The 26,390-nt window shown below is 60.4% G+C and carries 23 protein-coding genes; 14 read left to right on the top strand and 9 right to left on the bottom strand.

What is annotated here, in order from left to right; genetic code table 11:
- The 5 genes from ACLD9W_RS08215 to ACLD9W_RS08195 all read left to right on the top strand — a co-directional run.
- The coding region (locus ACLD9W_RS08215) for a hypothetical protein (protein ID WP_410841575.1) at window positions 1-323 on the top strand (323 nt) is incomplete at its 5' end.
- A gap of 283 nt (window positions 324-606) precedes the next feature.
- Window positions 607-1,689 carry an ATP-binding protein gene (locus ACLD9W_RS08210; protein WP_410841574.1) on the top strand — a complete coding sequence of 361 codons (1,083 nt, stop codon included), beginning with the start codon at window positions 607-609 and terminating at the stop codon, window positions 1,687-1,689.
- A 273-nt stretch (window positions 1,690-1,962) separates the two neighbouring features.
- Window positions 1,963-4,440 carry a DUF5682 family protein gene (locus tag ACLD9W_RS08205; protein ID WP_410841573.1) on the top strand — a complete coding sequence of 826 codons (2,478 nt, stop codon included), beginning with the start codon at window positions 1,963-1,965 and terminating at the stop codon, window positions 4,438-4,440.
- A gap of 271 nt (window positions 4,441-4,711) precedes the next feature.
- Entirely contained in the window at window positions 4,712-5,011 is a 300-nt protein-coding gene (locus ACLD9W_RS08200) for a hypothetical protein (protein WP_410841572.1), read from the top strand.
- Between the two features lie 56 nt (window positions 5,012-5,067).
- Window positions 5,068-5,253 (top strand): hypothetical protein, encoded by a 186-nt coding sequence (locus tag ACLD9W_RS08195; RefSeq protein ID WP_410841571.1) that lies wholly within the window; start codon window positions 5,068-5,070, stop codon window positions 5,251-5,253.
- Window positions 5,254-5,287: 34 nt separating this feature from the next.
- Here ACLD9W_RS08195 and ACLD9W_RS08190 read toward each other — a convergent pair whose 3' ends face one another.
- Entirely contained in the window at window positions 5,288-5,737 is a 450-nt protein-coding gene (locus tag ACLD9W_RS08190) for a hypothetical protein (RefSeq protein WP_410841570.1), read from the bottom strand.
- Window positions 5,738-5,901: 164 nt separating this feature from the next.
- On the opposite strand from ACLD9W_RS08190, the gene ACLD9W_RS08185 reads away from it, so the two are divergent.
- The 4 genes from ACLD9W_RS08185 to ACLD9W_RS08170 all read left to right on the top strand — a co-directional run bounded on the left by ACLD9W_RS08185 (window position 5,902) and on the right by ACLD9W_RS08170 (window position 9,986).
- Entirely contained in the window at window positions 5,902-7,578 is a 1,677-nt protein-coding gene (locus ACLD9W_RS08185; protein ID WP_410841569.1) for a phosphoesterase, read from the top strand.
- A 221-nt stretch (window positions 7,579-7,799) separates the two neighbouring features.
- Entirely contained in the window at window positions 7,800-8,597 is a 798-nt protein-coding gene (locus ACLD9W_RS08180) for a methyltransferase (RefSeq protein WP_410841568.1), read from the top strand.
- Window positions 8,594-9,019: a hypothetical protein gene (locus ACLD9W_RS08175; protein ID WP_410841567.1), complete on the top strand. Its 426-nt coding sequence runs from the start codon at window positions 8,594-8,596 to the stop codon at window positions 9,017-9,019. Before ACLD9W_RS08180 ends, ACLD9W_RS08175 begins: the two co-directional genes overlap by 4 nt.
- A 70-nt stretch (window positions 9,020-9,089) precedes the next feature.
- Complete coding sequence (locus tag ACLD9W_RS08170) at window positions 9,090-9,986, top strand: patatin-like phospholipase family protein (RefSeq protein WP_410841566.1); 897 nt, start codon at window positions 9,090-9,092, stop codon at window positions 9,984-9,986.
- A gap of 118 nt (window positions 9,987-10,104) precedes the next feature.
- Here ACLD9W_RS08170 and mgtE read toward each other — a convergent pair whose 3' ends face one another.
- Window positions 10,105-11,547, bottom strand: a complete 1,443-nt coding sequence (mgtE, locus tag ACLD9W_RS08165; RefSeq protein WP_410841565.1) for a magnesium transporter — start codon at window positions 11,545-11,547, stop codon at window positions 10,105-10,107.
- Window positions 11,548-11,857: 310 nt separating this feature from the next.
- Here mgtE and ACLD9W_RS08160 point away from each other — a divergent pair, with 310 nt between their 5' ends.
- On the top strand, window positions 11,858-12,553 hold the full coding sequence (locus ACLD9W_RS08160) for a hypothetical protein (protein ID WP_410841564.1): 696 nt from the start codon (window positions 11,858-11,860) through the stop codon (window positions 12,551-12,553).
- A 211-nt stretch (window positions 12,554-12,764) separates the two neighbouring features.
- Here the strand turns inward: ACLD9W_RS08160 and ACLD9W_RS08155 are convergent, their stop codons facing one another.
- The 3 genes from ACLD9W_RS08155 to ACLD9W_RS08145 are packed head-to-tail and all read right to left on the bottom strand — an operon-like array spanning window position 12,765 to window position 14,982.
- Window positions 12,765-13,652 (bottom strand): NUDIX hydrolase, encoded by an 888-nt coding sequence (locus tag ACLD9W_RS08155; protein ID WP_410841563.1) that lies wholly within the window; start codon window positions 13,650-13,652, stop codon window positions 12,765-12,767.
- Window positions 13,649-14,398, bottom strand: a complete 750-nt coding sequence (locus tag ACLD9W_RS08150; RefSeq protein ID WP_410841562.1) for a class I SAM-dependent methyltransferase — start codon at window positions 14,396-14,398, stop codon at window positions 13,649-13,651. Before ACLD9W_RS08150 ends, ACLD9W_RS08155 begins: the two co-directional genes overlap by 4 nt.
- The gene (locus ACLD9W_RS08145; protein ID WP_410841561.1) at window positions 14,395-14,982 is read right to left on the bottom strand and encodes a type II secretion system protein GspG; all 588 of its coding nucleotides are present in this window, start codon (window positions 14,980-14,982) and stop codon (window positions 14,395-14,397) included. Before ACLD9W_RS08145 ends, ACLD9W_RS08150 begins: the two co-directional genes overlap by 4 nt.
- 327 nt (window positions 14,983-15,309) lie before the next feature.
- Here ACLD9W_RS08145 and purB point away from each other — a divergent pair, with 327 nt between their 5' ends.
- Together purB and ACLD9W_RS08135 are read left to right on the top strand one after the other, a co-directional pair.
- Entirely contained in the window at window positions 15,310-16,680 is a 1,371-nt protein-coding gene (gene purB, locus ACLD9W_RS08140) for an adenylosuccinate lyase (protein WP_410841560.1), read from the top strand.
- 150 nt (window positions 16,681-16,830) lie between these two features.
- On the top strand, window positions 16,831-18,042 hold the full coding sequence (locus tag ACLD9W_RS08135; protein ID WP_410841559.1) for an NAD(P)/FAD-dependent oxidoreductase: 1,212 nt from the start codon (window positions 16,831-16,833) through the stop codon (window positions 18,040-18,042).
- A 368-nt stretch (window positions 18,043-18,410) separates the two neighbouring features.
- On the opposite strand, the gene dxs is transcribed toward ACLD9W_RS08135, so the two are convergent.
- The 3 genes from dxs to ACLD9W_RS08120 form a co-directional block, all read right to left on the bottom strand.
- Window positions 18,411-20,303, bottom strand: coding sequence for a 1-deoxy-D-xylulose-5-phosphate synthase (gene dxs / locus ACLD9W_RS08130; RefSeq protein ID WP_410841558.1), 1,893 nt, complete (start codon window positions 20,301-20,303; stop codon window positions 18,411-18,413).
- A 297-nt stretch (window positions 20,304-20,600) separates the two neighbouring features.
- Window positions 20,601-22,814: a RelA/SpoT family protein gene (locus tag ACLD9W_RS08125; protein WP_410841557.1), complete on the bottom strand. Its 2,214-nt coding sequence runs from the start codon at window positions 22,812-22,814 to the stop codon at window positions 20,601-20,603.
- 214 nt (window positions 22,815-23,028) lie between these two features.
- The gene (locus tag ACLD9W_RS08120) at window positions 23,029-23,385 is read right to left on the bottom strand and encodes a hypothetical protein (RefSeq protein WP_036496229.1); all 357 of its coding nucleotides are present in this window, start codon (window positions 23,383-23,385) and stop codon (window positions 23,029-23,031) included.
- A 440-nt stretch (window positions 23,386-23,825) separates the two neighbouring features.
- Here ACLD9W_RS08120 and grxB point away from each other — a divergent pair, with 440 nt between their 5' ends.
- Complete coding sequence (gene grxB, locus ACLD9W_RS08115; RefSeq protein WP_410841556.1) at window positions 23,826-24,473, top strand: glutaredoxin 2; 648 nt, start codon at window positions 23,826-23,828, stop codon at window positions 24,471-24,473.
- 122 nt (window positions 24,474-24,595) lie between these two features.
- Here the strand turns inward: grxB and ACLD9W_RS08110 are convergent, their stop codons facing one another.
- Window positions 24,596-25,240, bottom strand: a complete 645-nt coding sequence (locus ACLD9W_RS08110; RefSeq protein ID WP_410841555.1) for a DUF4189 domain-containing protein — start codon at window positions 25,238-25,240, stop codon at window positions 24,596-24,598.
- 147 nt (window positions 25,241-25,387) lie between these two features.
- Between ACLD9W_RS08110 and ACLD9W_RS08105 the strand changes: the two genes are divergently transcribed.
- Entirely contained in the window at window positions 25,388-25,849 is a 462-nt protein-coding gene (locus ACLD9W_RS08105) for a hypothetical protein (RefSeq protein WP_410841554.1), read from the top strand.
- Window positions 25,850-26,390: the final 541 nt, after the last annotated feature.

The following is a 26,390-nucleotide window of genomic DNA, read 5'->3' as shown; positions in this document are numbered from 1 at the left end:
GCGGCGTGCTCACCAAAATGGGCTACCAGCGCGCCAGCATCGAAGACGGCGGCAGCTTCGACCGCTACTTCAAACCCTACGACGCCCTGGGCATCAGCGCGGTGATCGAGTTTTCCGGCAGCTATGTCCCCGAAGAAAACATCCCCGCCGTACTCTACAGCCTAAGCTTCGACAAACAGCGAGCCAGCTCATGGAACGACACCCGCCACCTGCTCGGCGCCGTTCCGCCCGTACTCCTGGCCGAAAGCTACGCCGACTACCTGAAAACCGCCGAAGCCTGCTCGGGCTACGACCCCGAATGGGAGAAGAAAACCCCGTGGTAGGGGGTTGAAAAGGCCGTCTGAAAGCGGAGCTTCAACAAAGTTAAAACATGCTTTCAGACGGCCTCAAATAAAAAAATCTGTTTTTTGATACGGACACGCAAAGGCAGCCTGAAACCCCGAAGGCCGTCTGAACACGCCAACCCCGCCGCGCATATTGCCCCCACCCTAGCTCTCCCCCGCAAGCGGGAGAGGGAACGCAGTTGCCCCGCCGTTTTCAGGCTGCCTTTCAAACGGCCTGTAAAAGCAGCCTGAAACCCATTCCCCCAACCCTGAAAACCCCGCCATGACCGACATCCTGCGCCAAAGTGCCGAACAAAAATACGCCGGCGAGCTGCAACGTCTCGCCGACAAAGACAAAAAATCCCCCAAACCCGCCGGTTGGAAGCTCTCTGCCCATGCCGTGCGCCGCTTTATTCTCGGCGACGACAAACTCGGCATCAGCCGCAAATTCTACGGCGACGACCCGCTAATCGACCGCGCCCTCGTTACCCTGATGGGGCGGCAGGGGCTGATGCTCGTCGGCGAGCCGGGCACCGCCAAATCCATGCTTTCCGAGCTGCTGGCCGCCGCCGTCTGCGGCACTTCGCAGCTCACCATCCAGGGCACGGCCGGCACCACCGAAGACCACATCAAATACTCGTGGAACTACGCCCTGCTGCTTGCCGAAGGGCCGGGCGAAAAATCGCTGATTCCCTCGCCGCTTTACCACGCCATGCAGCACGGCCGCATCGCCCGTTTTGAAGAAATCACCCGCTGCCCCGCCGAAATCCAAGACGTGCTGGTGTCGCTGATGTCGGAAAAACGCATGATGGTGCCCGAAATGGGGCAGGACGCGGGCATTGCCGCCGCCGCCGGTTTCAATATCATCGCCACCGCCAACCTGCGCGACCGGGGCGTGCACGAGATGTCTTCCGCGCTCAAACGCCGCTTTAATTTTGAAACCGTGCGCCCGATTGCCGACCGTGCGTTTGAAGTCGAGCTGGTGCAGATGCAGCTGAAAAACGAGCTGGGGGATTTGCACCATCAGGTAAACATCCGCCCCGAAGTCGTCGACATCCTGGTAACCGTGTTCCAAGAGCTGCGCACCGGCCAAACCGGCGAAGGCGGCAGCCTGAAAACGCCCGATGCGGTAATGTCCACCGCCGAAGCTGTCAACACCGCCCACGCCGCCTGCCTGCAGGCCGTGTATCTGGGCAACGGCGAGATGGACGCGGGCACCGTCGCCCGCCAGCTTGTCGGCGTGGTGTTCAAAGACAACGCCGAAGACGCCAAACGCCTGCGCTACTATCTGGACACCGTCGCCAAAGAACGCGCCCGCCACAGCCAAGACTGGCAGGCGTTTTATCAGGCGGGGCGCGAGATGTAGGCCGTCTGAAAGGTTTGTACGGGGTATTCAGGCTGCCTTTCAGACGGCCTGTAAAGGCAGCCTGAAAACGCCGTTCCAAGTCCGGCAGGTCGGATTCCCGAATCCGACAGCCGTGTGTAAAACGGCAAAAGGCCGTCTGAAAGATTGTGTTTTCCGTGCGCCCAAACGTCGGATACAAGTATCCGACCTACGGCCGAAATTTCAAAAGCAGCCTGAAACCCCATCCGCCGTTTTCAGACGGCCTTTCCTAACCCCAACCACCCGCACCCGACCATGCCCGAATCCGCTCCCACCCCGCCCCGTCTCACCGCCGCGCTGGCCGCGCAAGGCCGTCTGAACGCGCAGAACATCTGGTTTGCGCCGATACGCCACCACAGCCCGGCCTGTTCGTTTGCGCTGCGGCAGCTGCTGGCCGAAGTCCGACCGAGCCATGTGCTGATTGAAGCGCCACAGGGTTTCAACGCGCTGCTGCCCGATTTGCTGTCGGACGACACCGTGCCGCCGGTGGCGGTGTTCGCGCAGGCACAGACGCGGAAAAAGGGCGCGGATGCGGATGACGAAACGGGCGGGGCGGACATCCGTTCGGCCTATTTTCCGTTTTGCGGATACTCGCCCGAGTGGGTGGCTTTGCGCGAGGGCGCGGCGGCAGGGGCGGAAATACGTTTTATCGACGCGGATTGGGCGGCGCAGTGCGCGGCGGAAGCGGAACACGGCGGCGCGGCGCAGGGCGGCCTGATGTCGGAGCGTTATCTGGCGCACAGCCGCTATATCCGCGAGCTGGCGCGGCGGCTGCACTGCCGCGACCACGACGAGGTGTGGGAGCATTTGTTCGAGCTGCAAAGCCCCGAGCGTTTGCGCGCGCCGCAGCGGTTTTTTGCCGACGTGTTTGCCTGGTGCGCGCTGGCGCGGCTGGATTATGAAGATGAAGTGCTGCTGCGCGAAGGTTCGCTGCACCGCGAATACGCGATGTACCGCCATATCTGCGACCTGCACCAAAGGCAGCCTGAAAGCCGCATTGTGGCGGTAACCGGCGGCTTTCACACGCTCGCGCTGATCGAGCATTTGAGCGGCGACACCGCGCCGCCGCCGCACATTGCCGATACGCGCGGCTGGCAGGAAGACGCCTGGCTGATCCGCTACAGCTTCGACCGCCTGGACGCGCTCAGCGGCTACGCTTCGGGCATGCCGTCGCCTGCGTATTACCAGCAGTTTTGGCAGGATTTGCACACGGCGGCCGACGACGAAGGCAGCCTGAAAACCGCCGTGTACGACTATTTGAGCCGCCTGATCCGCCAGCTCGGCGCAGACGGCCTGCTGCAAACCACCGCCTACACCGCGCTGGCCGCCGCAGCCGCGCTGGCCGAAGGGCTGGCCGCGCTGCGCGGCCACTACCGCGCGGGGCGCTACGACTTGCTCGACGCGCTGCACAGCACGCTGGTCAAAGGCAGTGCCGACGACGGCGCGGCCGCGCTGTGGCAGGCGGTGCACCGCTTTATGGGCGGCAGCGAATTGGGGCAGACCGCCGCCGGACAGCGCAGCCCCGCCCTGCTGCAAAACACCTACCGCCAGGCGCAGGGCTACCGTTTCCGCCTGGACGACACGCTGGCCAAAACGCGCAAACTCGATGTTTACCGCAAACCGCAACACCGCCTGATCAGCCGTTTCCTGCACCTGACGGCGTTTGTCGGCAGCGGCTTTGCCGAGCGGCTTTCCGGCCCCGATTTCGTCGGCGGCAGCGGCTTGGATCTGCTGTTTGAAGAATGGCGCTACGCCTGGACGCCCGCCGTCGAAGCCCGTCTGCTCGAGTTGGCCGAACAGGGCGACAGCCTGCGCGCCATCGCCGCCGAACGCCTGCTGGCCGAACAGCGGCAGCTCGAAGACGAAGGCCAAGCCGCGTCCGCCGGCCACACCGCCCGCCTGCTCGCCCAAGCCTGCCGTCTCGGTTTGGAAAACCATCTGGCGCGCCTGCAAAAGCTGCTCGACACCCTGCTGCAAAACGACAGCCGTCTCGACTCGCTCATCGACGCCGCCCGCCGCCTGTTTTACCTGTGGCACGGCCGCAAACTGCTGCAACTGCCCGAAGAAGCGTTTGAAAACAGCATCCTGCTCGCCATCCGCCACAGCATCTACCGCCTAAACCAAATCTACGACACCCGCCAAGAGCAAAGCGAAGCCAACCTGCCCCTGCTCGTCGGCCTGCACGGCCTGATCGCCCAAGCCGCCGAACGCTTCCCCGCCGCGCAGGACTTCGCCGACGCCTTTTACCGCGCCATCGACCCCCGCCGCCTGGCCGCCCTGCATCTCACCCATCTCAAAGGCGCGGCCGACACCCTGATGTTTCTCGACAAACGCATCGGCCAAAGCGAACTGCAAAACCGCCTGGCCGCCGCCTTTACCACCGGCACCCCGCCCGAAACCGCCGTGCGCTACCTGCAGGGCGTGTTCCACACCGCCCCCGAAATCTTCGTCCAATCCGCCGCCGCCACCGCCGCGCTGCACCGCCTGATCGCCGAATGGGACGCCGAACGCTTTCTCGCCGTCCTGCCCGATCTGCGCCAAATCTTCAGCAGCCTGAACCCCAAGCAAAGCCAACAAATCGCCGACCAGGCCGCCGCTCTAACCGGCCTTGCCCCCGCCCCCGCCGTCTTCACCGACATCGGCGAAGCCGACATGCTCGCCGCCGCCGCCCTCGACACCCGCCTGCGCCGACTGCTCGCGGCAGACGGCATGGCGGGGTGGTTGGGGTTGTGAGCTGCCGGAAACGCCGAAGGCCGTCTGAAACCCCTTTCAGACGGCCTTTATTATCGATTCGACGATGCCGCACGGCTGGCCGCAGCCTACCCCCCTAAGAAGAGCAATACAAAAAACGTCTCGAAAAACATAAAAAAATGATTCAAAAACAGCTCGACATCAATCCCGAACAAATCATCCGCCATCATAAATTACAACACTACATCCATAACCTCCATCTCGCTTTTCTTAAAATGCTTGCAGGTGGTAATTCCTATATCGAATCTTCACGTTGGGCGGCAAAAACGGCGTAGATTTTAAAAATGAAAGTCTGGCAGCCGAAATTTCATTAAAAACGCACAGACCTGATTTGTTTGAAGAAGTACAAAAAATGGAACAAGCAATTGATGACGGATACAAACCTTACCCCAATGACCCGTATCACAAAATGCCCAAAGAAGAACAGGCAGCATATAGAAAAACATTGGCACAAAATATTGTGACGATAAAAGATATAAAAACGGTAGTAAAGACGACATTGATTTTGTCAACTCTTGGTTGTGTGATAACAATATTGACCCGAAAAAACTGAAAGAAGGAATGACGATTGTTGACTTGATTTATCAAGAAAAAGGAAATAAATAAACTATGTTGTATTTACAATTAGGTAAACGCCTTAAAGACGATAAAAACAAACTTTCTCATAATGTTCAAGAAAGCATTAATGCTTTCGATGCAAAAGCAAACAAACTGAATCTGACAAATGTTACCAACAACCAAGAAAACTTTGTTCAAGAACAGGAAAACCAAAGAAACCTTCAAATGGACAGATAAAAATTCAGACGGCCAATTGGCCGTCTTTTCCAATCTACATATACTTACGCCAATCAAACGGCTCGCCAGTACGTTCCAACCTCTCTCTTTCCAATCTGTCAGCACGACCAGCAGCAGCAGCCTCAGCAGCGTTCCATTTCTTTTTAGATTTTCTCTTCGCCTGCTTGGCAACCTGCTTGCCCGTTTGCCCTGCTCCTTTTTGCTCTACTCTCTTTACTGTGCCCGTCTGTACCAATCCTTCTCTTGCTTCCACTACTCCCTTCAAATACCCTTCCCTTCCTCCTCTTTCTACTATCCCTGCTCCGCTGTACAGCTTCGCTTCCTCCCGGCTTATCCCCATCCCGAATTCTTTAACTTCCGCAACAACAGCCATCGGTACCACCAATGCCGAAGAAACTACAACCATCTGTAAAATTCTGTCCGTCTTCATCTTTTTATCCATAATAAAATTTAAATAAAATCCAAAATCCCCTTTATAAATCAATGTAAAGAGTTAAAGTTATCATGCACGCAGCACGCAAATTTTTGTAAAGACGATGTTGTTCCCATAGTCCTCCTGCGGGCATAAACACGGAAATAAAGTTTTGAAAGCGCGGTTTCAAAGAAGCAAAAACAGATTTCCGCAGCAATCGTTTAAAATCCCGCCCCATGACCTCCCGCCGCGATCCCACCTTCTCCCTCGCCCTTGCCGCCCTCTTCGCCCTGCTGTTCGTCCTGCTTTACGGCGGCGCGAACCTGCTTGCCGACCTTGTGCCGTGGCGCATCCGCCCCGCCCTGCCTTTTGAGGCCGCCGTTCCCTTTGTGCCCGCGTGGAGCATTGTTTATCTCAGCCTGCCGCTGCTGCTTCTGCTGTGCGGCCTGCGCTTGGACAGGCGTGGCGCGTGGACACTGTTTGCCGTCCTCGCCGCCGAACTGGCCGCCGCCGCTCCCTTTTTCGTCCTTCTGCCCGTTCAGACGGCCTGGCCGCCGCGCGAAGCCGGGGGCTTTTGGCAGCCCTTTTTCCTTTTGGCCGACCGCGTCAGCCTGTCGCGCAACCACCTCCCCTCGCTGCACACCGCCTTCGCCCTCACCGCCGCCCGCTTCGCGTGGCGGCAGCGGTTTCCCGCCCGCGCCCTTTATCTCCTGTGGGCGGCGGCCGTCGTCCTCTCCACCCTGCTGATACACGAACACCACTTGGCCGACCTCGCCGCAGGCGGCCTGCTCGCCCTCGCCGCCTGCCGCTTCGTTGCCCCGATAGCGGCGCGCGACAGCGTGTTCCGCCGCGCCGACACCGCCTTTCTGCTGCTGCACGAACAGGCCGCCTTCGCCCGCCGCCACCGCCGCTACGCCCTCATCAGCCTGATTCTCGCCCTCTACCGCATCCGCCGGCCCAAACGCGGCGGCCTGATGGTGGCGGGCTACTGCTTTTTGCAGGCTTTCGACGACCTGATGGACGGCGACAGGACGCTCCCACCAAAAGCGTGCGGGAATGGCGTTTCCGCAAGCCCCGTTGCCGAAGCAGACCGCCTGATAAGCGAATGGCAGCGCGGCGTTTTCGACACACACGACCATTACAGCCGCCTCGCCGCCTGCTTCCGAGGCCGTCTGAACGCCGTTTTGCCGCCCGACACCGCCCGCGAAGCCGTGTTTCAGACGGCCTCCCTGCTGCACACCATGCGCCGCGACCGCCTGCGCGCCGACGCCGCCGAAATTTGGCCTGCCGCCGCACTCGCCGCCCACCACCGCGCCACCTTCGCCGACTCGCTCGACCTCCTCTTTGCCGCCGCAGGCGCAAGCAGCCGCAGCCGTAGCCGCGACCTGCCCGAACTGGCCGACGCGCTCGCCTGGTGCTCCGTAATGCGCGACCTGCGCCAAGACCTCGCTGCCGGCATCGTCAACATCCCCGCCGAAATTCTGAACCGAAACGACAAGCCGTCTGAACGCCCAAGTAGCCCAAGTAGGGTGTGTGGCGCAGCCACGCACGCGGATGGCGGATGGCAAAACAGCCGCCCCGCCGTTTCCGAACAACACAAACCGCGTGCGTCGCGGAGCGACACACCCTACGCAGCGGTTCAGACGGCCTCCGACCGCACAAACCCGACGCCCTTCCGCCCCGACTTCGCCGCCCTGTCCGCCGACCCCGCCGTGCGCCGATGGATACGCGGCGAATGCCACCGCGCCCGCGCCCTGCTCGACGTCCTCGAACCCCGCGCCGCCGCTCTGCCCGACCCCGCCGCCCGCCGCATCGCCTGCCTCTTCGCCCGCTCCGTGCGCAGCTTCGCCGAAAAACGCATCCTGCGGCTTTATCCGTGGCTGGATAAAGAAACATATAGTGAAACAAAATAGGAAAGATACAAGGCAGCAAGCCGCAGACAGTACAAGTAGTACGGCAAGGCGCAGCAACGCCGTAGATTTTCGTGTTGTTTCACTATAAAGGCCGTCTGAAAGCTTTCAGACGGCCAACACCGCGCCGGGACGCCGTTTCCCAAGCCGCCGCCGCAAAACTGCTGAACCGCACGCGCAAAACGGTTACACTCCCGCCCCGCGCACCATTGGGACACTGAAATATGAACAACGACCGCTGGCAAATCCACCGCTACCTCGCCCAAACCGCCGACGAACGTCTGCAAATCCTCAAAGCCGCGCCGCAGCACATCCTGCTCTCGGGTGCTGACGGCGATCTCAGCCGCGGCCTGCTCGCCGCCCGCTACCCCAAAGCCGCCTTCTCCGAATACGACCCGCGCCCGGAATTTCTGCAAGCCGCCGCCGCCGCGCGCAAAAGCGGTTTTCTCGCCAAACTGGCGGGCAAAAGCGTGCCGCAGCACTGCCAAAGCCTCGCCTCTCCGCCGCCCGAAGCCTCGGCGGATATGCTGTGGTCGAACCTCGGCCTCATCACCGAAGCCGACCCGCTGCCCGTTTTCCAAGCCTGGGCGCACGCGCTGAAAACCGACGGCCTGCTGTTTTTCACCCACTTCGGCCGCGACACCCTCGCCGAACTCACAGGCCGTCTGAACGCGCTGGGACACGAAGCCCGCCGCCCCGCCCTGATCGATATGCACGACTTGGGCGACATGCTGGCCGACAGCGGCTTCTACGACCCCGTCACCGACACCGCCGCCCTGCGCCTCGAATACCGCAGCGCCGACACCTTCTGGCAGGACATGGACACCCTCGGCCTGTGGCGCGCCCTCGATTTCGCCGACCCCGCCGCCGCCCGCGCCGCCGTGGACGAAATGTGGCGGCGCGGCGAACTTGCCCACATCACTCTCGAAACCGTTTACGGCCACGCCGTCAAGAAAAAACACCTGCCCGAGGGCGAGAGCGAAGTATTGTTTTTCCCGCGCAATCAAAAGGGCGGCGCATGAAAAAGCCCCGCCCCAACGCCGCCCTGCCGCCGTTTCCCGCCGCCCGTTTCGACGACGCCGTGCTGCGCCGCATCGCCGCCACCGCCGACCACGGCGCGGAAGCCGAACGCCACCATGCCGCCCTGCGCCGCATCGTGCGCGAACAAAACGGCCTGATCGACGGCAACAGCCAAGCCTACTACCCCGCCGACGCGCTCGAACTGTGCGCCCTCGGCCAAGCCGACGGCAACGCCGCCGCCTTTACCCTCAGCCACCTGCTCATCGTCCGCAGCGCACTGGCCGAAACCTGCCCGTTCACCCTGCCGCCGCTGTGGCGGCAGTATCAGGCCGAACGCGGCATCCTGCCGCCGAGTCTGCAAGAAACGCTCGATGCCGCCTACCGCGCCGCGCATGAAAACGGGCTGATTGACGACAACTGGTAAGCGCATTTTTCAGACGGCCTCTGAGGCCGTCTGAAACCCCGATAAACAAACCCGACCGCAAAGGAAAACCATGAAACCGCACACCCGCCGCGCCTTCCTCGCCCTCGCCGCCGCCCTCGTCCTCGCCGCCTGTCCGAGCGGCAACACGCCGCAGCCGCAGGTGCGCGTCAAACCTCAGCCGCAAAAACCGCAGGCCGTCGTCGCCATCGCCCTCGGCGGCGGCGCGTCGAAAGGCTTCGCCCATATCGGCATCCTCAAAGTGCTCAAACAGCACGGCATCCCCGTCAAAGTCGTCACCGGCACCAGCGCGGGCGCCATCGTCGGCAGCATGTACGCCTCGGGTATGTCGCCCGACCGCATGGAGCTGGAAGCGGAAATCCTCGGCAAAACCGATTTGGTCGACCTGACCCTGTCAACCAACGGCTTTATCAAGGGCGAAAAGCTGCAAGACTATGTCAACCGCAAAACAGGCAACCGCCCCATCGAGCAGTTTCCGCTCAAATTCGCCGCCGTCGCCACCGATTTCTCCACCGGCAAGGCCGTGGCCTTCAACCGCGGCAACGCCGGCCAGGCGGTGCGCGCCTCGGCCGCCATCCCCAACGTGTTCCAGCCCGTCATGATCGGCGGGCGCAAATATGTCGACGGCGGCCTGACCCAGCCCGTGCCCGTCACCGCCGCGCGGCAGCAGGGGGCGAATTTCGTCATTGCCGTCGATATTTCCGCCAAGCCGGAAAGCGCGGTCGACAAAAGTTTCTTCGCCTACCTCGACCAGACGCTCAACATCATGAGCACTTCCGCGCTGAACGCCGAGCTGGGCAAGGCCGACGTGGTCATCAAACCGCGCGTGCAGAACCTCGGCGCTGTGGGCGGTTTCGACCAGAAGACGCAGGCGATTAAAACGGGTGAAGCCGCCGCCCTCGCCGCCCTGCCGGAAATCAAACGCAAGCTGGCGGCCTACCGCTATTGAGCGTTTGCAGACAGAGGCCGTCTGAAAGTCCGCCGCAAGCTTTCAGACGGCCTCTTTGCCGCCGAAAACAATAAGGCCGTCTGAAACCGGAGTTTCAGACGGCCTTTGCCATACGCGCTTACAGCAGGAATATCGTTGCCAACCCGAGAAAAATCAGGAAGCCGCCCGAGTCGGTGACGGCGGTAATCAATACCGAGCTGCCCAGCGCGGGGTCGCGGCCGAGTTTTTCCATCACGATGGGAATCAGCACGCCGACGGCGGCGGCCAAAAGCAGGTTGAGCGTCATGGCGGCCACCATGACGAGGCCGATGCCGACGCTGCCGTAGAGCACGTAGGAGAGCAGCCCCATCACGCTGCCCCACAGGATGCCGTTCACCAGCGCGACGCCGATTTCCTTTTTCAACAGCCGCCCGGCCTGGATGTCGGCAAGCTGGCCGACGGCCATCGCGCGCACAATCATGGTGATGGTTTGGTTGCCCGAATTGCCGCCGATGCCCGCCACAATCGGCATCAGCGCGGCCAGGGCGACGATTTTCTGGATGCTACCTTCAAACGCGCCGATGACGCGGCTGGCGAGAAAGGCGGTGCACAGGTTGATGGCCAGCCACATCCAGCGGTTTTTCACCGAGTCGAGCACGGGGGCAAACAGGTCTTCTTCTTCCTGCAAACCGGCCATGTTCAAAATATCGGCTTCCGATTCTTCGCGGATCACGTCCACCATTTCGTCGATGGTGATGCGGCCGATGAGTTTGCCGTTTGCGTCGATCACGGGCGCGGTAACGAGGTCGTAGCGCTCGAAAGCCTGCGCGGCTTCTTCGGCGTCGTCCTGCGGCGAGAAGCGCACCACGTCGGTGGCCATGACGTCGGCCACTAAATCTTCCGGATTGGAAATTAACAGCTTGCGCACGGGCAGCACGCCGATCAGCACGTCTTCTTCGTCGACGACGAAGATTTTGTCGGTGTGGTCGGGCAGGCTGTCGAAGCGGCGCAGATAGCGCAAAACGACTTCGCAGGTAACGTCGGCACGCACGCTCACCAATTCGAAGTCCATCAGCGCGCCGACTTGGCCGTCTTCGTAGGACATCGCCGCCTTCACCTGCTCGCGCTCTTCTTCGTCGCGCGTTTGCAGGGCTTCGTACACCACTTGGTGCGGCAGATCGTCGGCCAGCTCGGCCAGCTCGTCGGCATCCATGTCTTCCACCGCCGAGAGCAGCTCTTCGCGGTTCATCGCCTCGATCAGCGTTTCGCGCACCGCTTCGGACACTTCCAGCAGCACCTCGCCGTCGTCTTCCGGCTCGGCCAGCCGCCACACCACCACGCGCTCTTTGGGCGGCAGCGATTCGAGCAGCGCGGCCATGTCGGCGGGGTGCAGCTCGTGCAGGATGCCGGTCAGCTCGGACAGTTTTTCGTTGAGGGAAGCGTCGGCCAGCGGCGCGGCGGCGGCGATTTGCGCGTAAACGGGCAGCAGCGCGGCGGCCAGCTCGTGCACGCGGTCGATATCGAGTTCGAGACGCTGCGCGTCGGACGGACGGGAAGGGGAAACGGGATTCTGGCTGCTCATAAATGCTCCGCCCGCATGAAGGCGGCAGGGCATTCAGGCGGGATGGCTATGGATTGCGTAAGGGAAGGAAAAATGTCAAAAGACAGGGAAGTTCCATGATTTCTGCCTGCGGCGCAGGCGGCAAACGAAAACGGCGCATTGTAACACAATGTTAAAGCCCCTCCGGCTGCACACACGTTTTCTGACACAATCACGCACAAACTTGATAATACTTTCCATTTGTAGCACAATGCGGCCGCAGGACGATACGCCGTTTGCCGCGAATCGTTTGCCAAACATTCAAACATCCGTAAACAAGAGAGACATCCTTATGAAAAAAACCGCCCTGATTCTGGCCGCAGCCTTCGCCGCAGCCGCCCTGCCCGCCTCCGCCGCCGATTTCGGCAGCAAGCAAACCCTCACCATCGACGGCAAAGCCGCCTACCTGGCCGAAACCTCCGCCCGCATCCTCGCCAATAAAGAGCTCAAAGCGCCCGAGCTGGTGGACGACATCACCGACGGACTGTCCGGCACAAAAGTGCCCGGCTACAAAATCATGATTATGGGACGCACCTACTCCGCCGCCGCCGAGACCAAACCGCCCAAAGAAGGCCAGAGCCAATGGCGCGAGAAAGCCTATGTCCACAGAGGCATCAAACTGTTTGTCGGCATTCCCGTCGCCAAAGGCAAACCCGATTTGGCACACGCCCGCCTGCTCAACATCGGCGTGGTGGACGACAACGGCGGTGATGCGCCGCACACGCCCGACGAGAAAATCCGCCCCGTCGGCAAACAGCTGATGAACGAAAACGCCGTGGTTGAAAAAGCCCACCTGCACATCAGCGAGCTGGAACTGCCGAACATGAAAAAAGGCGAAGCCAGCGGCGGCGGCGTGAAGCTGAAAGCCGGCGCGGTGATCGACGGCAAAGCGGTGGAAACCGAACTCGACAGCACCTTCACCCGCTTCTATACCGCCAAACCGACCAGCAGCGAGCCGTTCAAAGCCGACAAGCGTTTTGTGAAATAAGCCGCGTTTTTTCGTACAAAGGCCGTCTGAAAACCCCGAAAAGGGTTTTTCAGACGGCCTTTTGACAATGGTTGCCGCCGCTCCCGATTTTCGATTACACCAAATCAAAGCCCGCGCCGGACAAGCAGCCGAAGCAGGCGCACTAGGCGTAAAGCACAACAAAGGCCGTCTGAAAACCCGTAAAACCGGTTTTCAGACGGCCTCAGTCTTTTCAGACGGCCGTTTGCAGGCGGGTGGATCGCAAATAGGCCGTCAGCGGGCGTTGCGGCGACAGCAGGCCGCAGCGGCGGAAGAGGTCGAGGGTGACGAGGGCAGCGTCGTTCGTCATTTCGCCGCGTATGACGGCATCGGCGACGGCGTGCGCCTCCATGGCGGCGAAGGCGGCCACTTCGCCGTCTTGGTTTTGCGGCGTGAAACCGTCGGGCAGGATGATGTCGTAGAGATACAGGCTTTCGCGGTGCAGGCCGCGTTTGACAGTGTGCAGGCTCATGATGCGGCCGGCGGGAACGGCGGTGTCGAGGAGCTCGGGCGGCAGGCCGGCCTCTTCGCGGCCTTCGCGGCGCATGGCGGCTTCGGGGGTTTCGCCTGCAGCGATGCCGCCGCCGGTGAGGTTGTCGAGTTTGCCGGGGTCGACGGCTTTGTGCGGGCTGCGGCGGGCGATGAGGAAACGCCAGCCGTCGGCGCTGCGGCACAGGCCGTTGATGTGGACAGCCTTGCTGTGCAGGCCGAGCGGGTGGAAGGCGGCGCGTTCGAGGGCGAACAATGCCGTGCCGCCGCTGTCGCAGATGTCGAAATCCTCGTTGCGCCAGCCGCCGAACAGTCCGCCGTCGTGCCAGCCGCGTGCGGTTTGTGCCAAAAGGCGCGCCATTTCATCCCAGCTGCCGCTGTCGAGCAGGAGGCCGTCTGAACGGGCTTTCAGACGGCCTTTCCAGTCGCGCAGCAGGCGTTGTTTCCATGTTTCGTTGACCATGCCCAGGGGCAGGCCGTTGAGCAGCAGGGGCTGCCAGTCGGGGGCATGGAAGCGGAAGGCATCGTGCAGAAAGCCGAGCAGGCCGGTTTGCACGCTGTCGGGCAGGGGGCTGAGACGGGGCAGGTTCATGGCTTGGCGGCGGGCAGGTAGATGTCGAAGCGGGTGGATTTGCCTTCGTAGCGGTAGGCGGGGGCTTCGCCGGCGAGGTTTTCGCCGAGGCGGGGGCGTTTGACGGCGACGCGTTTTGCGGCGGCGGCGCGGGCGGCGGCAAGGAGGGCGGCGTCGTTTTGCGGCTGGGCGGCGCCGATAAGCTGATGGAAATAGGCCATTTCTTTTTTGACGGCGGCGGATTTCTGCCGTTCGGGATACATGGGGTCGAGGCAGACGACGTCGGGGTGCAGCTCGGCGGCGAGGCGGGGCAGCAGTTTGAGGGCGTCGCCGTGGTGCAGGGTGATGCGCGCGGCGGCGGGGGCGGTTTCCGTATCGGCGAGGGCGCGGCGCAGGCCGTCGGAGAGCAGGCAGGCGGCGGCGGGGTGGCGTTCGATGATGTGGACGGTGAGACCGTGTGCGGCGAGGACGAAGGCGTCGCGGCCGAGGCCGCCGGTGGCGTCGACAACGAGGGGAGCGGCGGTGTGGTTGACGGCCTTGGCGATGAGTTCACCGCCGCCTTTTGTCCGCCGGTATTGCGCCGCGCCGCCGGTGAAATCGGCGCGGACGCGGCCTTTTTCGCCTGCTTGGCACAGGCTGATGCCCTCGGCGTCGGCAAGGAGGTAGAGGCCGTCTGAAACGGGGTTTTCAGACGGCCTGAAGCCGTAGTCTTGGGCAATGGCGAGGGCTGCGGCGGGGGCGTCGGCTGCGGCGTTCAATGGAATCACGGTTGCGCCTTTTCTTTGAGCAGGCCGATTTTGCCGCCTGCGGTGTCGGTGAGCGGGACGATGTCGTCGGCGGTGAAGGGAACGCCGTCCGCGCCCGCGCTGCGCAGGTAGTAATGCTCGGCACCGACGCGTTCGTAGTGGAACAGGCGCGGCGTATCGGTGAGGCGGGTGTCGGTGGGGTCAATCACAAACAGCGGCGTTTTCGGCTGCGCCTGTTGCAGGGCGGCCAGCGATTCGGGGTATTGCCCGTGTTGCAGCTTGTGGAATTCGATGCTTTGCACCAGTTGGCCGAGCTGCTGCTGCGCGAGCTCGACACGCAGTTTGTCGTAAACGCCGCCGCGCTGTTGGAAGCCGAAATAAAACAGCGCGCCGTAAACGGCAACGGAGCAGGCGACGCCGGCGGCGGCAATCAGGGCGGCGATTTTGCCGCCGCGTTTTTTGCGCGCCGCCAAGCCCCAAACGATGGCGGCCAGGCCGAAAGGCAGGCCGAGCAGCGGGATAAAGGAAATGCCCGCCAGCACATAGGCGGCGGGATGGATGCTGGGCGGACGGGTGACGGCGGCGTGTTCGGGTGTTTGTTCCATGGAGGATTCCTGAAATAAAGGGCAAGAGGCCGTCTGAAAAGATTAAAGCAGGGTTTCAGACGGCCTTATTTTATAGTGAAACAAAATAGGAAAGATACAAGGCAGCAAGCCGAAGACAGTACAGGTAGTACGGGGCAGGTTTTCTTGGCATTTCCAATGCCGTAGAAAACCGCCCTCTTCGAGCTAAGGCGCAGCAACGCCGTAGATTTTCTATTTTGGTTCACTATAACAATGTTTCCCGCTGCCGTTCCGCTATAATCGCGGCTTTTGTCCGAACAGAAATCCCGCCGCCCTGTTCAAAAAGCCACCATTTATTTAAGGAATCCCATGACCAACCCCCTGCTCGCCCTCTCCCCGCTCGACGGCCGCTATGCCGCCTCCGCCGAAGCCCTGCGCCCCGTGTTTTCCGAATACGGTCTAATAAAGGCGCGCGTGCGCGTGGAACTCGAATGGCTCAAAGCGCTCGCCGCCGCGCCGCAAATCGGCGAAGTGCCGCCGTTTTCCGCCGCCACCGTCGCCGAAATCGACGGCGTGATTGCCGGTTTTTCCGTGGAAGATGCCGAAGCGGTCAAAGCCATTGAAGCCACCACCAACCACGACGTTAAAGCCGTCGAATACTGGCTCAAACAGCGCTTCGCCGCCAACGCCGAAGTGAGCGCGGTAAACGAATTTATCCACTTCGCCTGCACCAGCGAAGACATCAACAACCTGTCCCACGCCCTGATGCTGCGCGAAGCGCGCGATGCCGTGCTGCTGCCCAAACTGCGCGAACTCACCACCAAACTGCGCACGCTGGCGCACGATTTGGCCGCCGTGCCGATGATGAGCCGCACCCACGGCCAGCCCGCCACCCCCACCACGCTGGGTAAGGAAATCGCCAACGTCCTCGCCCGTCTGCAACGCCAAATTGCGCTGCTGGAAAAACAGGAATTTCTTGGAAAAATCAACGGCGCCGTCGGCAACTACAACGCCCATCTCACCGCCTATCCCGATGTCGATTGGGAAAACCACTGCCGCCAATTCGTCGAAAAATCATTGGATTTGACCTTCAACCCCTACACCATCCAAATCGAGCCGCACGACTATATGGCCGAATTTTTCCAAACCATCGGCCGCATCAACACCATTCTGATCGATTTCAACCGCGACGTTTGGGCTTATATTTCATTGGGTTACTTCAAGCAGAAAGTCAAAGAAGGCGAAGTCGGCTCGTCCACCATGCCGCACAAAGTCAACCCCATCGACTTTGAAAACTCCGAAGGCAATCTCGGCATGGCAAACGCCGTACTCGGCTTTCTCGCCGAAAAACTGCCCGTCTCCCGCTGGCAGCGCGACCTGACCGACAGCACCGTGCTGCGCAATATGGGCGTCGGCGCCGGCTACACCCTGCTCGGCTTGAACGCCTGCCTGCGCGGTCTGAACAAACTCGAAGCCAACCCTGCCGCCATCGCCGCCGATCTCGATGCCACTTGGGAGCTGCTGGCCGAGCCCATCCAAACCGTGATGCGCCGCTACGCCGTGCCCCAGGCCTACGAACAGCTCAAAGCGCTCACCCGCGGCAAAGACGGCATCACGCCCGAAACCCTGCGCCAATTTATCAGCGCCCTGGCGATTCCCGACGACGCCAAAGCCGAGCTGCTCTCGCTCACACCCGCCGGTTACACAGGCAAGGCCGAAGAATTGGCACGGCGGATTTAAGGCCGTCTGAAAAGGCCGTCCGAACCTTTTCAGACGGCCTTCTTGCAGCCTGCCGCATATGCCGTGCGATTGTCAGAAAACGGCACTGTCGTTACAATAACGGGAATAAACAAACAAAAAATTCCGTAATTTAACAAACAGGGGGACGTTGTGGCTGCATTTATCTACGATATTGTGATTGTCGGCGCAGGGCCTGCCGGCGCCGTGGCGGCAGCCTTGCTGAACAAGCAGGGTTTCAATGTCTGCGTACTCGAAAAGCAGCATTTTCCGCGTTTCGTCATCGGCGAGAGCCTGCTGCCCTACGCGATGGACATTTTGCAAGAGGCCGGGCTGCTGCGCGCCGTGCAGGCGGCGGGCTTGGGTTTCCAATACAAAAACGGCTTCGCCTTTTCCTGGGGCGACCGCTACACCTCGTTCAGCTTTTTGGACAAATTCAGCGCGGGCAACGGCACCGCCTTCAACGTGCAGCGCGCCGAATTCGACCTGCTCCTGATCCGCGAAGCGGAAAAACAGGGCGTGGCCGTGCGCTTTGGCGAAACCCTGAAAAAATTCGACAACGAAGGCGAAACCGTGCTGCTCACCGTCGAGCGCGACAACGGCGACACCTACGACATGGAAGCCCGCTTCGTCCTCGACGCCAGCGGCTTCTACCGCGCCCTGCCCCGCCTGATGAACTGGGAGCTGCCGCCCGAAACCGTTATGCGCCAGGTGCATTTCACCCATATCGACGACCGCATCACCTCGCCCAAATTCGACCGCAACAAAAACCTCGTCTGCATCCACCCCGAACACCGCGACGTATGGGTCTGGTTCATCCCCTTCGCCAACGGCCGCAGCTCCATCGGCGTCGTCGGCGAAGAACACTATTTCCGCCACGAAAGCACCGCCAACATCCTGAAAGAAACCGTTGCCGAAATCCCCTTCCTCGCCGAAATCCTCGCCGATGCCAAATGGGACAACGGCTTCCCCTTCCGCTACCTGCCCGGCTACACCACCAAAGGCAAAGGCCTCTACGGCCGCCACTTCGCCCTTTTGGGCGCCTCGGGCGAATTTCTCGACCCCATCTTCTCCTCCGGCGTCACCATCGCCGTACACTCCTCCAAGCTGGCCGCCGACTGCGTATCCCGCGAACTGCGCGGCCTGCCCGTAGACTGGAAAAACGAGTTTGCCGTACCGCTCACCACCGGCGTCAACGCCTTCGGCAGCTACATCAACGGCTGGTACGACGGCCGCTTCCAAGACCTGATTTTCGACGTCGACAAAGACAGCGAACTCGGCCGCATGGTCTGCGCCATCCTCGCCGGCTACGCCTGGGACAGGGAAAACCCCTGCGTGCGCGACTCGCAAATGCTGTTTGCCTAATCCGCTCCCGCCCGCACCTTCGGGGCACAGATGCGGGGATGATGTTTCCACAACACGGTTTTCACCGTTAAAACCCCGCCGCAAACAGCCGAAGAGGCCGTCTGAATTTTTTCAGACGGCCTCTTCGCTATGTGCAGGATAGGCAGCGCAGACAGGCGGCCGATATAGTGAGCCAACACAAACCGCATTCGCCGCAGGGCGGCAGATACGGGGCGGCCGTGTCAGGCGGGGATTTGGCTTGCGATGATTTTGCCCGCGATGCGGCTTATGCCGTTTTCTTTAATGACGGGTTCGGGCTTTGCCGTTTCAGACGGCCTCCAAGGATTGAGGCCGTCTGAAACGGCAAATGCGTCACGGGTTGGCGGTTTTCAGACGGCCTCTCGGGCGAAGGCGGCGATGCGTTCGGCGAGCCGTTCGGCGCTGAGGCCGAGTTGGTCGAGCAGGAGTTTGGGGTCGCCGTGGTCGGTAACGGTGTCGGGGATGCCGATAAGGAGGACTGGTTTCAGACGGCCTTCGGCGGCGAGCATTTCGAGCACGGCACTGCCCGTGCCGCCGCAAACGGCGTTTTCTTCGGCGCAGACGAGGTAGTCGTGGCTGTCGGCCAGTTGCAGAACGAGGTCTTTGTCGAGCGGTTTGACAAAGCGCATGTCGACGACGGTGGCGTCCAGTGTTTCGGCGGCTTCTAGGGCGGGGGCAACCATGCTGCCGAAGGCGAGGACGGCGATACGTTTGCCCTGTCGGCGGATGATGCCTTTGCCGACGGGCACGGTGTCGAGGCCGTCTGAAACGGCAGCGCCGCTGCCGCTGCCGCGTGGGTAGCGCACGGCTGTGGGGCAATTAAGCGCGTAGCAGGTGGAGAGCAGCAGGCGGCATTCGTTTTCGTCGGAGGGGGCGGCGATGACCATATTGGGCACGCAGCGCAGGAAGCTCAAATCGTAGGCACCGGCGTGGGTGGGGCCGTCGGCGCCGACGATGCCGGCGCGGTCGATAGCGAAGAGGACGGGCAGGTTTTGCAGGGCGACGTCGTGCACGAGTTGGTCGTAGCCGCGCTGCAAAAAGGTGGAGTAGATGGCGACGACGGGTTTGACGCCTTCGCAGGCGAGGCCGGCGGCGAAGGTGACGGCGTGCTGTTCGGCGATGCCGACGTCGAAATAGCGTTCGGGAAAGCGCTGCGCAAATTCGACGAGGCCGCTGCCTTCGCGCATGGCGGGAGTGATGGCGGCGAGGCGGGGGTCGGCTTCTGCTTGGTCGCACAGCCAGCGGCCGAAGATTTCGGTGTAGGTGGGACGCGCGGCGGGCGCGGGGGCGGCGGCTTCGGCGGGGGCGGGGGTTTTGCCGATGGCGTGGTATTTGACGGGGTCGTTTTCGGCGAGTTTGTAGCCCTGGCCTTTTTTGGTGACGACGTGCAAGAGCTGCGGGCCTTTTCTGCGCCGCAGCTCGGACAGGGTTTCGACGAGTTTGCCGACGTTGTGGCCGTCGACGGGGCCGGTGTAGGCGAAGCCGAAGTTTTCAAACAGGGAGAGGGATTGTTTGATGTGTTCGCTCTCGCCCGCCAACGATTTGATGGTTTCTTCGGCTTTTTGCGCGATTTCTTTGACGGCGGGGAGTTTGCCCAGCACTTTGTCGGAGCGGGCTTTAATGGTGCTGAGCAGGCCGTGCATGTCGCGCATGACGTTGCGGGCGAGGTATTTGGGCAGGGCGCCGACGTTGGGCGAGATGGACATTTCGTTGTCGTTGAGGATGACGAGCAGGTCGGTGTCGGCCATGTCGCCCGCGCAGTTGAGGGCTTCGAAGGCTTGTCCTGCGGTCATCGCGCCGTCGCCGATTATGGCGACGCTGCGGGCGCTGCGCCCGGCGAGTTTGTCGGCCACGGCCATGCCCAGCGCGGCGCCGATGGAGGTGGAGGAGTGGCCGACGCCGAAGTCGTCGTATTCGCTTTCGCTGCGTTTGGGGAAACCGGCGAGGCCGCCGAACTGGCGCATGGTGTCCATACGGTTTTTGCGGCCGGTGAGGATTTTGTGGGGGTAGCTTTGGTGGCCGACATCCCAAACCAGATGGTCGTTCGGCGTGTCGTAAACGTAATGCAGGGCGACGGTGAGTTCGACCGCGCCGAGGTTGCTGGCGAAGTGGCCGCCGGTTTTGCCGACGGATTCGAGCAGGAAGGTGCGGATTTCGCCGCACAGCTGCGGCAGTTCGGCGGGCGCGAGCTGCCGCAGGTCGGACGGCAGGCTGATGGTGTCCAGTAGGGGCGTTTGGCTCATGGCGTTCTTTTCTTTATTGGGAACAGGCCGTCTGAAAGCGGTTTTTCCTTTCAGACGGCCTGTCTGTTTCGGCGCGGCGGATTATATAGCAACAGGCGGGGCGGCCGATATGGCGGGAGGCCGTCTGAAAGCGGTTTTTTCCTTTCAGACGGCCTCTTTGCGTGGCGGCATCCGCACGTTCTGACGGGCGGGACAGGGTGGAAGGCCGTCTGAAAGCGCAGCTTCGGCGCAGCCAAAACAAGGCTTCAACGAAGTGAAAACCGACAAACGGGGTTTCAGACGGCCTCTGCCGGGCGGCTATAAGCGGGTGACGGACAGCACGCCTTTGATTTCGCTCAGGCCGACCAAAACGCGTGGCAGGTCGCCGACCTGTTTCACCTCGAGGGTAAAGCGCATGCTGGCTTCGAGATCGCGCGACTGGGTTTGCACGCCGGTGACGTTGATTTTGTGGCGGGCGAGGTTTTCCGACACGTCGCGCAAGAGGCCGGAGCGGTCTTGGGCGCGGATTTCGATGTCGACGGCGAACACCTGCCCGTTGTCGGCGCCGTTCCATGAGGCGGGCAGCACTTTGTCGGGCGAGTGGCGGGCGAGGTTTTGCAGCTCGGGGCAGTTGCTGCGGTGGACGGAGATGCCGCGCGCGCGGGTGACGAAGCCGGTGATGTCGTCGGGCGGCGCGGGTTTGCAGCATTTGGCGAGTACGGTGAGCAGGCCGCCTTCGCCGTTGATGAGGACGCCGCCGGACTGGCTGCTTTTGATTTTCGACTGTTTGACGATGCTGCTTTCGCTCACGGGCGCGGGCGGCGGCTCGTTCAATGCGCCTGCGGCCTTCTGCACGGCGCGCGGCGTGATTTCGCCCTGGCCGACGGCGGTATAGAGTTCTTCCGTTTTGGCAAAGCCGAGTTTGTCGCACAGTTGTTGCAGGTTGGGTTTGAAGGGGATTTTGGCGAGGATTTTTTCCAGCTGCTGTTTGCCGTTTTCGCGCACGGCTTCGGCGTTTTGGCGGCGGATGTAGGCACGGATTTTGCCGATGGCTTTGTGCGATTTGACCCAGCCTTCGTACAGCCAGTTGACCGAGGGTTCGCCTTCTTTGGCGGTGATGATTTCGACGCGCTGGCCGTTTTCCAGCGGGGTGGACAGGGGCACTATTTGGCCTTCGACTTTCGCCCCCCGGCAGCGGTCGCCGATGCTGCTGTGCAGGGCATAGGCAAAGTCGATGGGCGTGGCGCCGACGGGCAGCGACAGCACTTTACCGTGCGGCGTGAGGACGTAAATGGTGTCGTTGAACAGCTCGGTTTTGAAGGCGGCGGCGAGGTCTTCTTTGCCGCTTTCGGCCATGTTTTCGCGCCAGTCGAGCAGTTGGCGCAGCCAGGCGATTTTCTGTTCGTACGCGCTGTCGCCCTTGCCGCCTTCTTTGTAACGCCAGTGCGCGGCAACGCCGAATTCGTTGAACTGGTGCATATCAAACGTGCGGATTTGCACTTCCACGCCTTTGTCTTCGGGGCCGACGATGACGGTGTGCAGCGATTGATAGCCGTTGCCTTTGGGGTTGGCGATGTAGTCGTCAAACTCGCCGGGAATGGGCTGCCACAGGCTGTGGACGATGCCCAGCGTGGTGTAGCACTCGGGCACGCTGTCCACCAGTATGCGCACGGCGCGGATGTCGTAAAGCCCGTCGAAACCGAGCTTTTTCTTCACCATTTTTTTGTAAATGGAATAGATGTGTTTCGGGCGTCCGGCCACGTCGTAACGGCGCACGCCGTATTTGTCGAGTTCGCCGCGCAGGGTATTGAGGAAGCTTTCGATATATTCGAGGCGTTCGGCGCGCTTTTCATCGAGCAGCCTAGCGATTTCGCGGTATTTTTCGGGATTTTGGTGGCGGAAACCCAAATCTTCGAGCTGCCATTTGAGCTGCCACACGCCCAAACGGTTGGCCAGCGGGGCGAAAATATCCAGCGTTTCTTTGGCGATGGCGCGTTTTTCCGGGCTGTCGGGCACGCTGCCGAGAAAATGCAGGGTTTGCGTGCGCAGGGCGAGTTTGACGATCACGACGCGGATATCGGACACCATCGCCAACAGCATTTTGCGCATGGTTTCCGCCTGCGCGGCGCGCTCTTCGGGGGTGTCCAGATTGTCGACGCGGGCGAAGTGGGTAAGCTTCTGCACTTCGTCGATGCCGCGCACCAGATCGGCCACGGTTTTGCCGCAGGTTTCGGCAACGGCCTCATGCCAGCCTTCGCGATAGGACGGAATGTCGGCCAGCACGGTGGCGGCAACAGCTTCGGGCAGCAGGTCGATTTCCGCTACCAGTTTGGCCGCTTTCAAAAGATGCGGCAACAGCGGCTCGCCCATCGGCGTGGCAGCATCGGCCGGATAGGTTTCCTGCGCCATCGCGAAAGCCTGCCGCAGCATGGCGGCTTCCGCCGCAGGCTGTGCGGCGGCATATTGTTCGAACCACTGTTTGGCCGTCTGAAAACCGTCTGATGCGTCAGGCAGGGAAATTGCGTCAACCATAATGCGCTCCGAATCCGGTCGGGAAAAAGACGGCGCATTGTAGCCCAATGCCGCCGTGCCGATAAGGCGAAAAAGCCGATATGCAAAGAAGCGGCGGTTATCAGGCCGTTCCCGCTTGTGCGGATCATCGCGCCACCGCCCTGCCCGTTGCACAAACGGCAGACAGAACAAAAGCGGCCGGGAAAACCGGCCGCTTTTTCGTTGCGGGGAACGATTAGCTCAGGTTGCGTTCTACTTCGATCAGCGAACGGCGGGCCAAAGCCAAGTTGGATTTGGAGTGATCCAGTACGGAGTACAGGAACAGGCCTTCGTGTTTTTTCAGCGGGCGGATCAGGTGGTACTGTTTGCCCAAAGTGATCAGGATGTCTTCAATGACGTCGTTGATGCCGAGCATTTTCATGGTTTTCATTTTGGCGCTCACCACTTCGGTGTTACCCGCAGCAGCGATTTCCAAGTCGATGGAGGGCGAACCGCCGCCGGCCAGCATCATGCCGCTTTCGAAATCCACAACGGCGGCAGCCAGTGCGCCGTCAACATTCAACATTTCCGATACCGCTTTATCGTAATTCATAATAAACTCCAAAGATAACAAGTTAGTAAGAAGAACCGGAAAACCGGCATATTCCGTTTGTTTCGATAATGTGATGTGGTTTTTATACCGGACCGCCCGGCGACGATTACCGCGCCTGTGTGTGCGGCGGTAAAGTTGCGCGCAGTATATGCCTGCGTTTTAATTAAGTAAACCGCACAGGCAGGCAAAATGCCTGCCAGACACCTTGCCATTTATCCGGAAAATCTACCGATTGTCGGTTTGTCAAAAAATATTCCATAAAAAACAACAATCAAGAATTGATTAAATTTTAGACATTTATTTTTGTAAAAAATCGTTAATTGACCATTTGAAACAACACTTTGGCCTTTGCCCGAATTTGTCGGTATGATTCGGTCGCGCCCTCGGCGGGGTTTGCCGCCTGTTTATCCGAATCAATCAGTCAGACAAAAGGAGATGCGATGAAGCTCTATATTTACGACCACTGCCCGTTTTGCGTCCGCGCACGCATGATTTTCGGCTTGCGCGGCCTGCCGGTTGAAGAGGCCGTTTTGTTAAACGACGACGAAGCCGCGCCCATTGCGATGATAGGCGCGAAGCAGCTGCCGATTCTGGAAAAAGACGACGGTTCGTTTATGGGCGAAAGCCTCGATATTGTGCGCCATATCGATGAAACGGCAGGAAAAGGCCGTCTGAAAGAAGCCATCCGCCCCGAAATCCAAGCCTGGTTCGACAGGGTCACCCAATACGCCAACAAGCTTATCCAGCCGCGCGACGTGCTGGCGGGTTTGCCCGAGTTTGCCACGCAGTCGGCAATCGATTATTTCACCGAGCGCAAGGAAAAGCTGATCGGCAGCTTTGCCGCCAATCTCGAAGAAACCGAAGGGCTTTTGGCGCAGCTTGCCGGCGATTTGGCCGAGCTGGAAGCGCTTGTGGTTTCGCCCGAAGCGCTGAGCGGCGTTTTGGGTATGGAAGACATCATCGTTTTCCCGATTCTGCGTAATCTCACCATCGTGCGCGGCTTGCAGATGCCGCCGAAAACGGCCGACTATGTCCGCCGGATGTCGGCTTTGAGCGGTGTGCCGCTGCTGGCCGACAAGGCCGTCTGAAAGCGCAACTCCGACAAAGTTAAAGGCCGTCTGAAAAACAGGTTTCAGACGGCCTTTCTGTTCAAACTGTAAGCACATCAGGCTGCTCACCCAAACGGCTCTCGCAATGATACGGCGTACCCTTAACCGCCCATGCGGCCGAAAAACGAAGGCATGGTTTTCATTTTGTTGCCGTTTTTACCGGGGAAGATATAGGCGGGCTGCTCGTAGCGGCAGGATTTGTCGCTGATAAGATTGCAGGGGGTGGCGCAGGAAGCGGGGGCGCCGGGGACGGGTTCGCAGTTTGTGCCGCCTTGGTTTTTGCAATTGGCTGCCGCCATTTTTTTGGCAAGCTGGCCGGTGGGACCGTAGCCGTATGCGGTAAAGGGTTTGCCTTTGTTGCCCTGCGCTACGGCAAAGCACAAATTGCTGTAAATCACATAGGTTTTGCAGTCTTTTCCGCTTTCCTCGCGGCATTGCCGGATAACGTCGGCCGAAGCGGCTTCGGGCGTGTCATAGGCTTTGTCAGTTACCCACATCATTTTGCTTTCGGGAAAGCCCGAAAACGCCCCCCATTTGCGCGGCCGCATTTCGCGAGTAGCCAGCTCGGCAGCAGAAGGCAGTTTTTTCATTTCTTCCACAATGGGCATCATATTTTGCACTTGTTCCCCGGAAGGGTCGCCGCTGCCTTTGGCAGCCTGCATCAGTTCGTAAGCAAGCGAGCCTTGGCAGCCGGACAACAGCAGGCTGAGCGCACCAACCGCCAGCAGGTGTTTTTTATTCGACAAGATATAACTCCTTTCAGATAAAACGGTAACAACGGGCATCGCCGTACGGCGGGCGATTATACAAGGTTTGTTATCGCTGCCGCCGCAGCGGCTTATAATGCGCGCCCTGCACGTTTGCTCATTGTTATCTATTTTTGCCAAGGGGGAATGATGTTGTTACCAAAATCCGCTTTGAAATCCGTTTTGCTGTTGTCCGCCGCCGTGCTGACGCTTGCCGGTTGCGAAACGGTGGACAAAATTATGAGTGCCGACATCTCGCCGTACGGCGCAATCAACGTGGCGCGCAGGGGCGTGGCCGGCGCGCGTTTCAAAGGCAAGCACATTGTTTCGGCGTATGCGGAACTCGGTAAGGCCGACGATATCCAGCACGGAATTATCCAGGAAGGCAAACTCAAAGGGCAGGAAGGCTACATTTACACTTGGACGGATGTCAGCCAAAACAGCGCCTTCACCCATTATCTCGGTAGCGGCTACCACAGCAATGGCGATCGCACCGATTACTACGAACAGGGCGTAACCAATTTCACGCGCTACCGCTATCTCATTACCGACACCAACCACGTTATCCGCGATTACAAAGAAAGCGAGCATCGGGCGCTGGTGCAGTAGGTTTGACCATATCGGATTTGAAACCAAGCAGCCTGAAAATGTCGGACGGCATTTTCAGGCTGCTTTTGGTATTTCAGACGGCCTTCGTTTGGTTTCGCCGCAGCCTGCGGTTTTCAGGCTGTTTGGGTATTTTGGCGGGGCAGGCAGCCTGAAAAGCAACAAACACCGTCATTCTCGCGCAGGCGGGAATCTTGTTTGGGATTCGGGGGGCGTTTTGTTTATTTGGATATTGCTGCAGCCGAACCAAGATTCCCGCCTGCGCGGGAATGACGGCGGCGGAGCGGGCTTGATTTCAGGCTGCTTTGGGATGGGTAGCCTGAAAATGGGGAGGTCGTCTGAAAGAGCAGTTTCAGGTGGTCTTTTGGTAGGTTGGGTTGTAAACCCAATATAAAACAGATGATTTAACAGTTTTGTTGGGTCTTGACCCAACCTAGATTGCTAGGGTCTGTTGACATTCAATTTTTCACAGTATCATACAGATATGACCAGATATACCCTATCCGATGCCCAGTGGGCAGCCATCGAACCGCTTTGTCCGGGT

The organism is Neisseria sp. WLZKY-1 (assembly GCF_046546535.1).
Classification (GTDB): Bacteria; Pseudomonadota; Gammaproteobacteria; order Burkholderiales; family Neisseriaceae; genus Neisseria.
This window is presented reverse-complemented; position numbering and strand designations above follow the sequence as displayed.

What these genes read in the sequence shown, in the direction of transcription:
- ACLD9W_RS08120 (WP_036496229.1), bottom strand. Translation starts at nt 23,385, where the DNA reads ATGAATTACGATAAAGCGGTATCGGAAATGTTGAATGTTGACGGCGCA.
- ACLD9W_RS08145 (WP_410841561.1), bottom strand. Translation starts at nt 14,982, where the DNA reads ATGGAACAAACACCCGAACACGCCGCCGTCACCCGTCCGCCCAGCATC.
- purB (WP_410841560.1), top strand. Translation starts at nt 15,310, where the DNA reads ATGACCAACCCCCTGCTCGCCCTCTCCCCGCTCGACGGCCGCTATGCC.
- ACLD9W_RS08125 (WP_410841557.1), bottom strand. Translation starts at nt 22,814, where the DNA reads ATGGTTGACGCAATTTCCCTGCCTGACGCATCAGACGGTTTTCAGACG.
- ACLD9W_RS08155 (WP_410841563.1), bottom strand. Translation starts at nt 13,652, where the DNA reads ATGAACCTGCCCCGTCTCAGCCCCCTGCCCGACAGCGTGCAAACCGGC.
- ACLD9W_RS08205 (WP_410841573.1), top strand. Translation starts at nt 1,963, where the DNA reads ATGCCCGAATCCGCTCCCACCCCGCCCCGTCTCACCGCCGCGCTGGCC.
- ACLD9W_RS08105 (WP_410841554.1), top strand. Translation starts at nt 25,388, where the DNA reads ATGATGTTGTTACCAAAATCCGCTTTGAAATCCGTTTTGCTGTTGTCC.
- ACLD9W_RS08170 (WP_410841566.1), top strand. Translation starts at nt 9,090, where the DNA reads ATGAAACCGCACACCCGCCGCGCCTTCCTCGCCCTCGCCGCCGCCCTC.
- ACLD9W_RS08185 (WP_410841569.1), top strand. Translation starts at nt 5,902, where the DNA reads ATGACCTCCCGCCGCGATCCCACCTTCTCCCTCGCCCTTGCCGCCCTC.
- ACLD9W_RS08180 (WP_410841568.1), top strand. Translation starts at nt 7,800, where the DNA reads ATGAACAACGACCGCTGGCAAATCCACCGCTACCTCGCCCAAACCGCC.
- dxs (WP_410841558.1), bottom strand. Translation starts at nt 20,303, where the DNA reads ATGAGCCAAACGCCCCTACTGGACACCATCAGCCTGCCGTCCGACCTG.
- ACLD9W_RS08160 (WP_410841564.1), top strand. Translation starts at nt 11,858, where the DNA reads ATGAAAAAAACCGCCCTGATTCTGGCCGCAGCCTTCGCCGCAGCCGCC.
- ACLD9W_RS08175 (WP_410841567.1), top strand. Translation starts at nt 8,594, where the DNA reads ATGAAAAAGCCCCGCCCCAACGCCGCCCTGCCGCCGTTTCCCGCCGCC.
- grxB (WP_410841556.1), top strand. Translation starts at nt 23,826, where the DNA reads ATGAAGCTCTATATTTACGACCACTGCCCGTTTTGCGTCCGCGCACGC.
- ACLD9W_RS08210 (WP_410841574.1), top strand. Translation starts at nt 607, where the DNA reads ATGACCGACATCCTGCGCCAAAGTGCCGAACAAAAATACGCCGGCGAG.
- mgtE (WP_410841565.1), bottom strand. Translation starts at nt 11,547, where the DNA reads ATGAGCAGCCAGAATCCCGTTTCCCCTTCCCGTCCGTCCGACGCGCAG.
- ACLD9W_RS08195 (WP_410841571.1), top strand. Translation starts at nt 5,068, where the DNA reads ATGTTGTATTTACAATTAGGTAAACGCCTTAAAGACGATAAAAACAAA.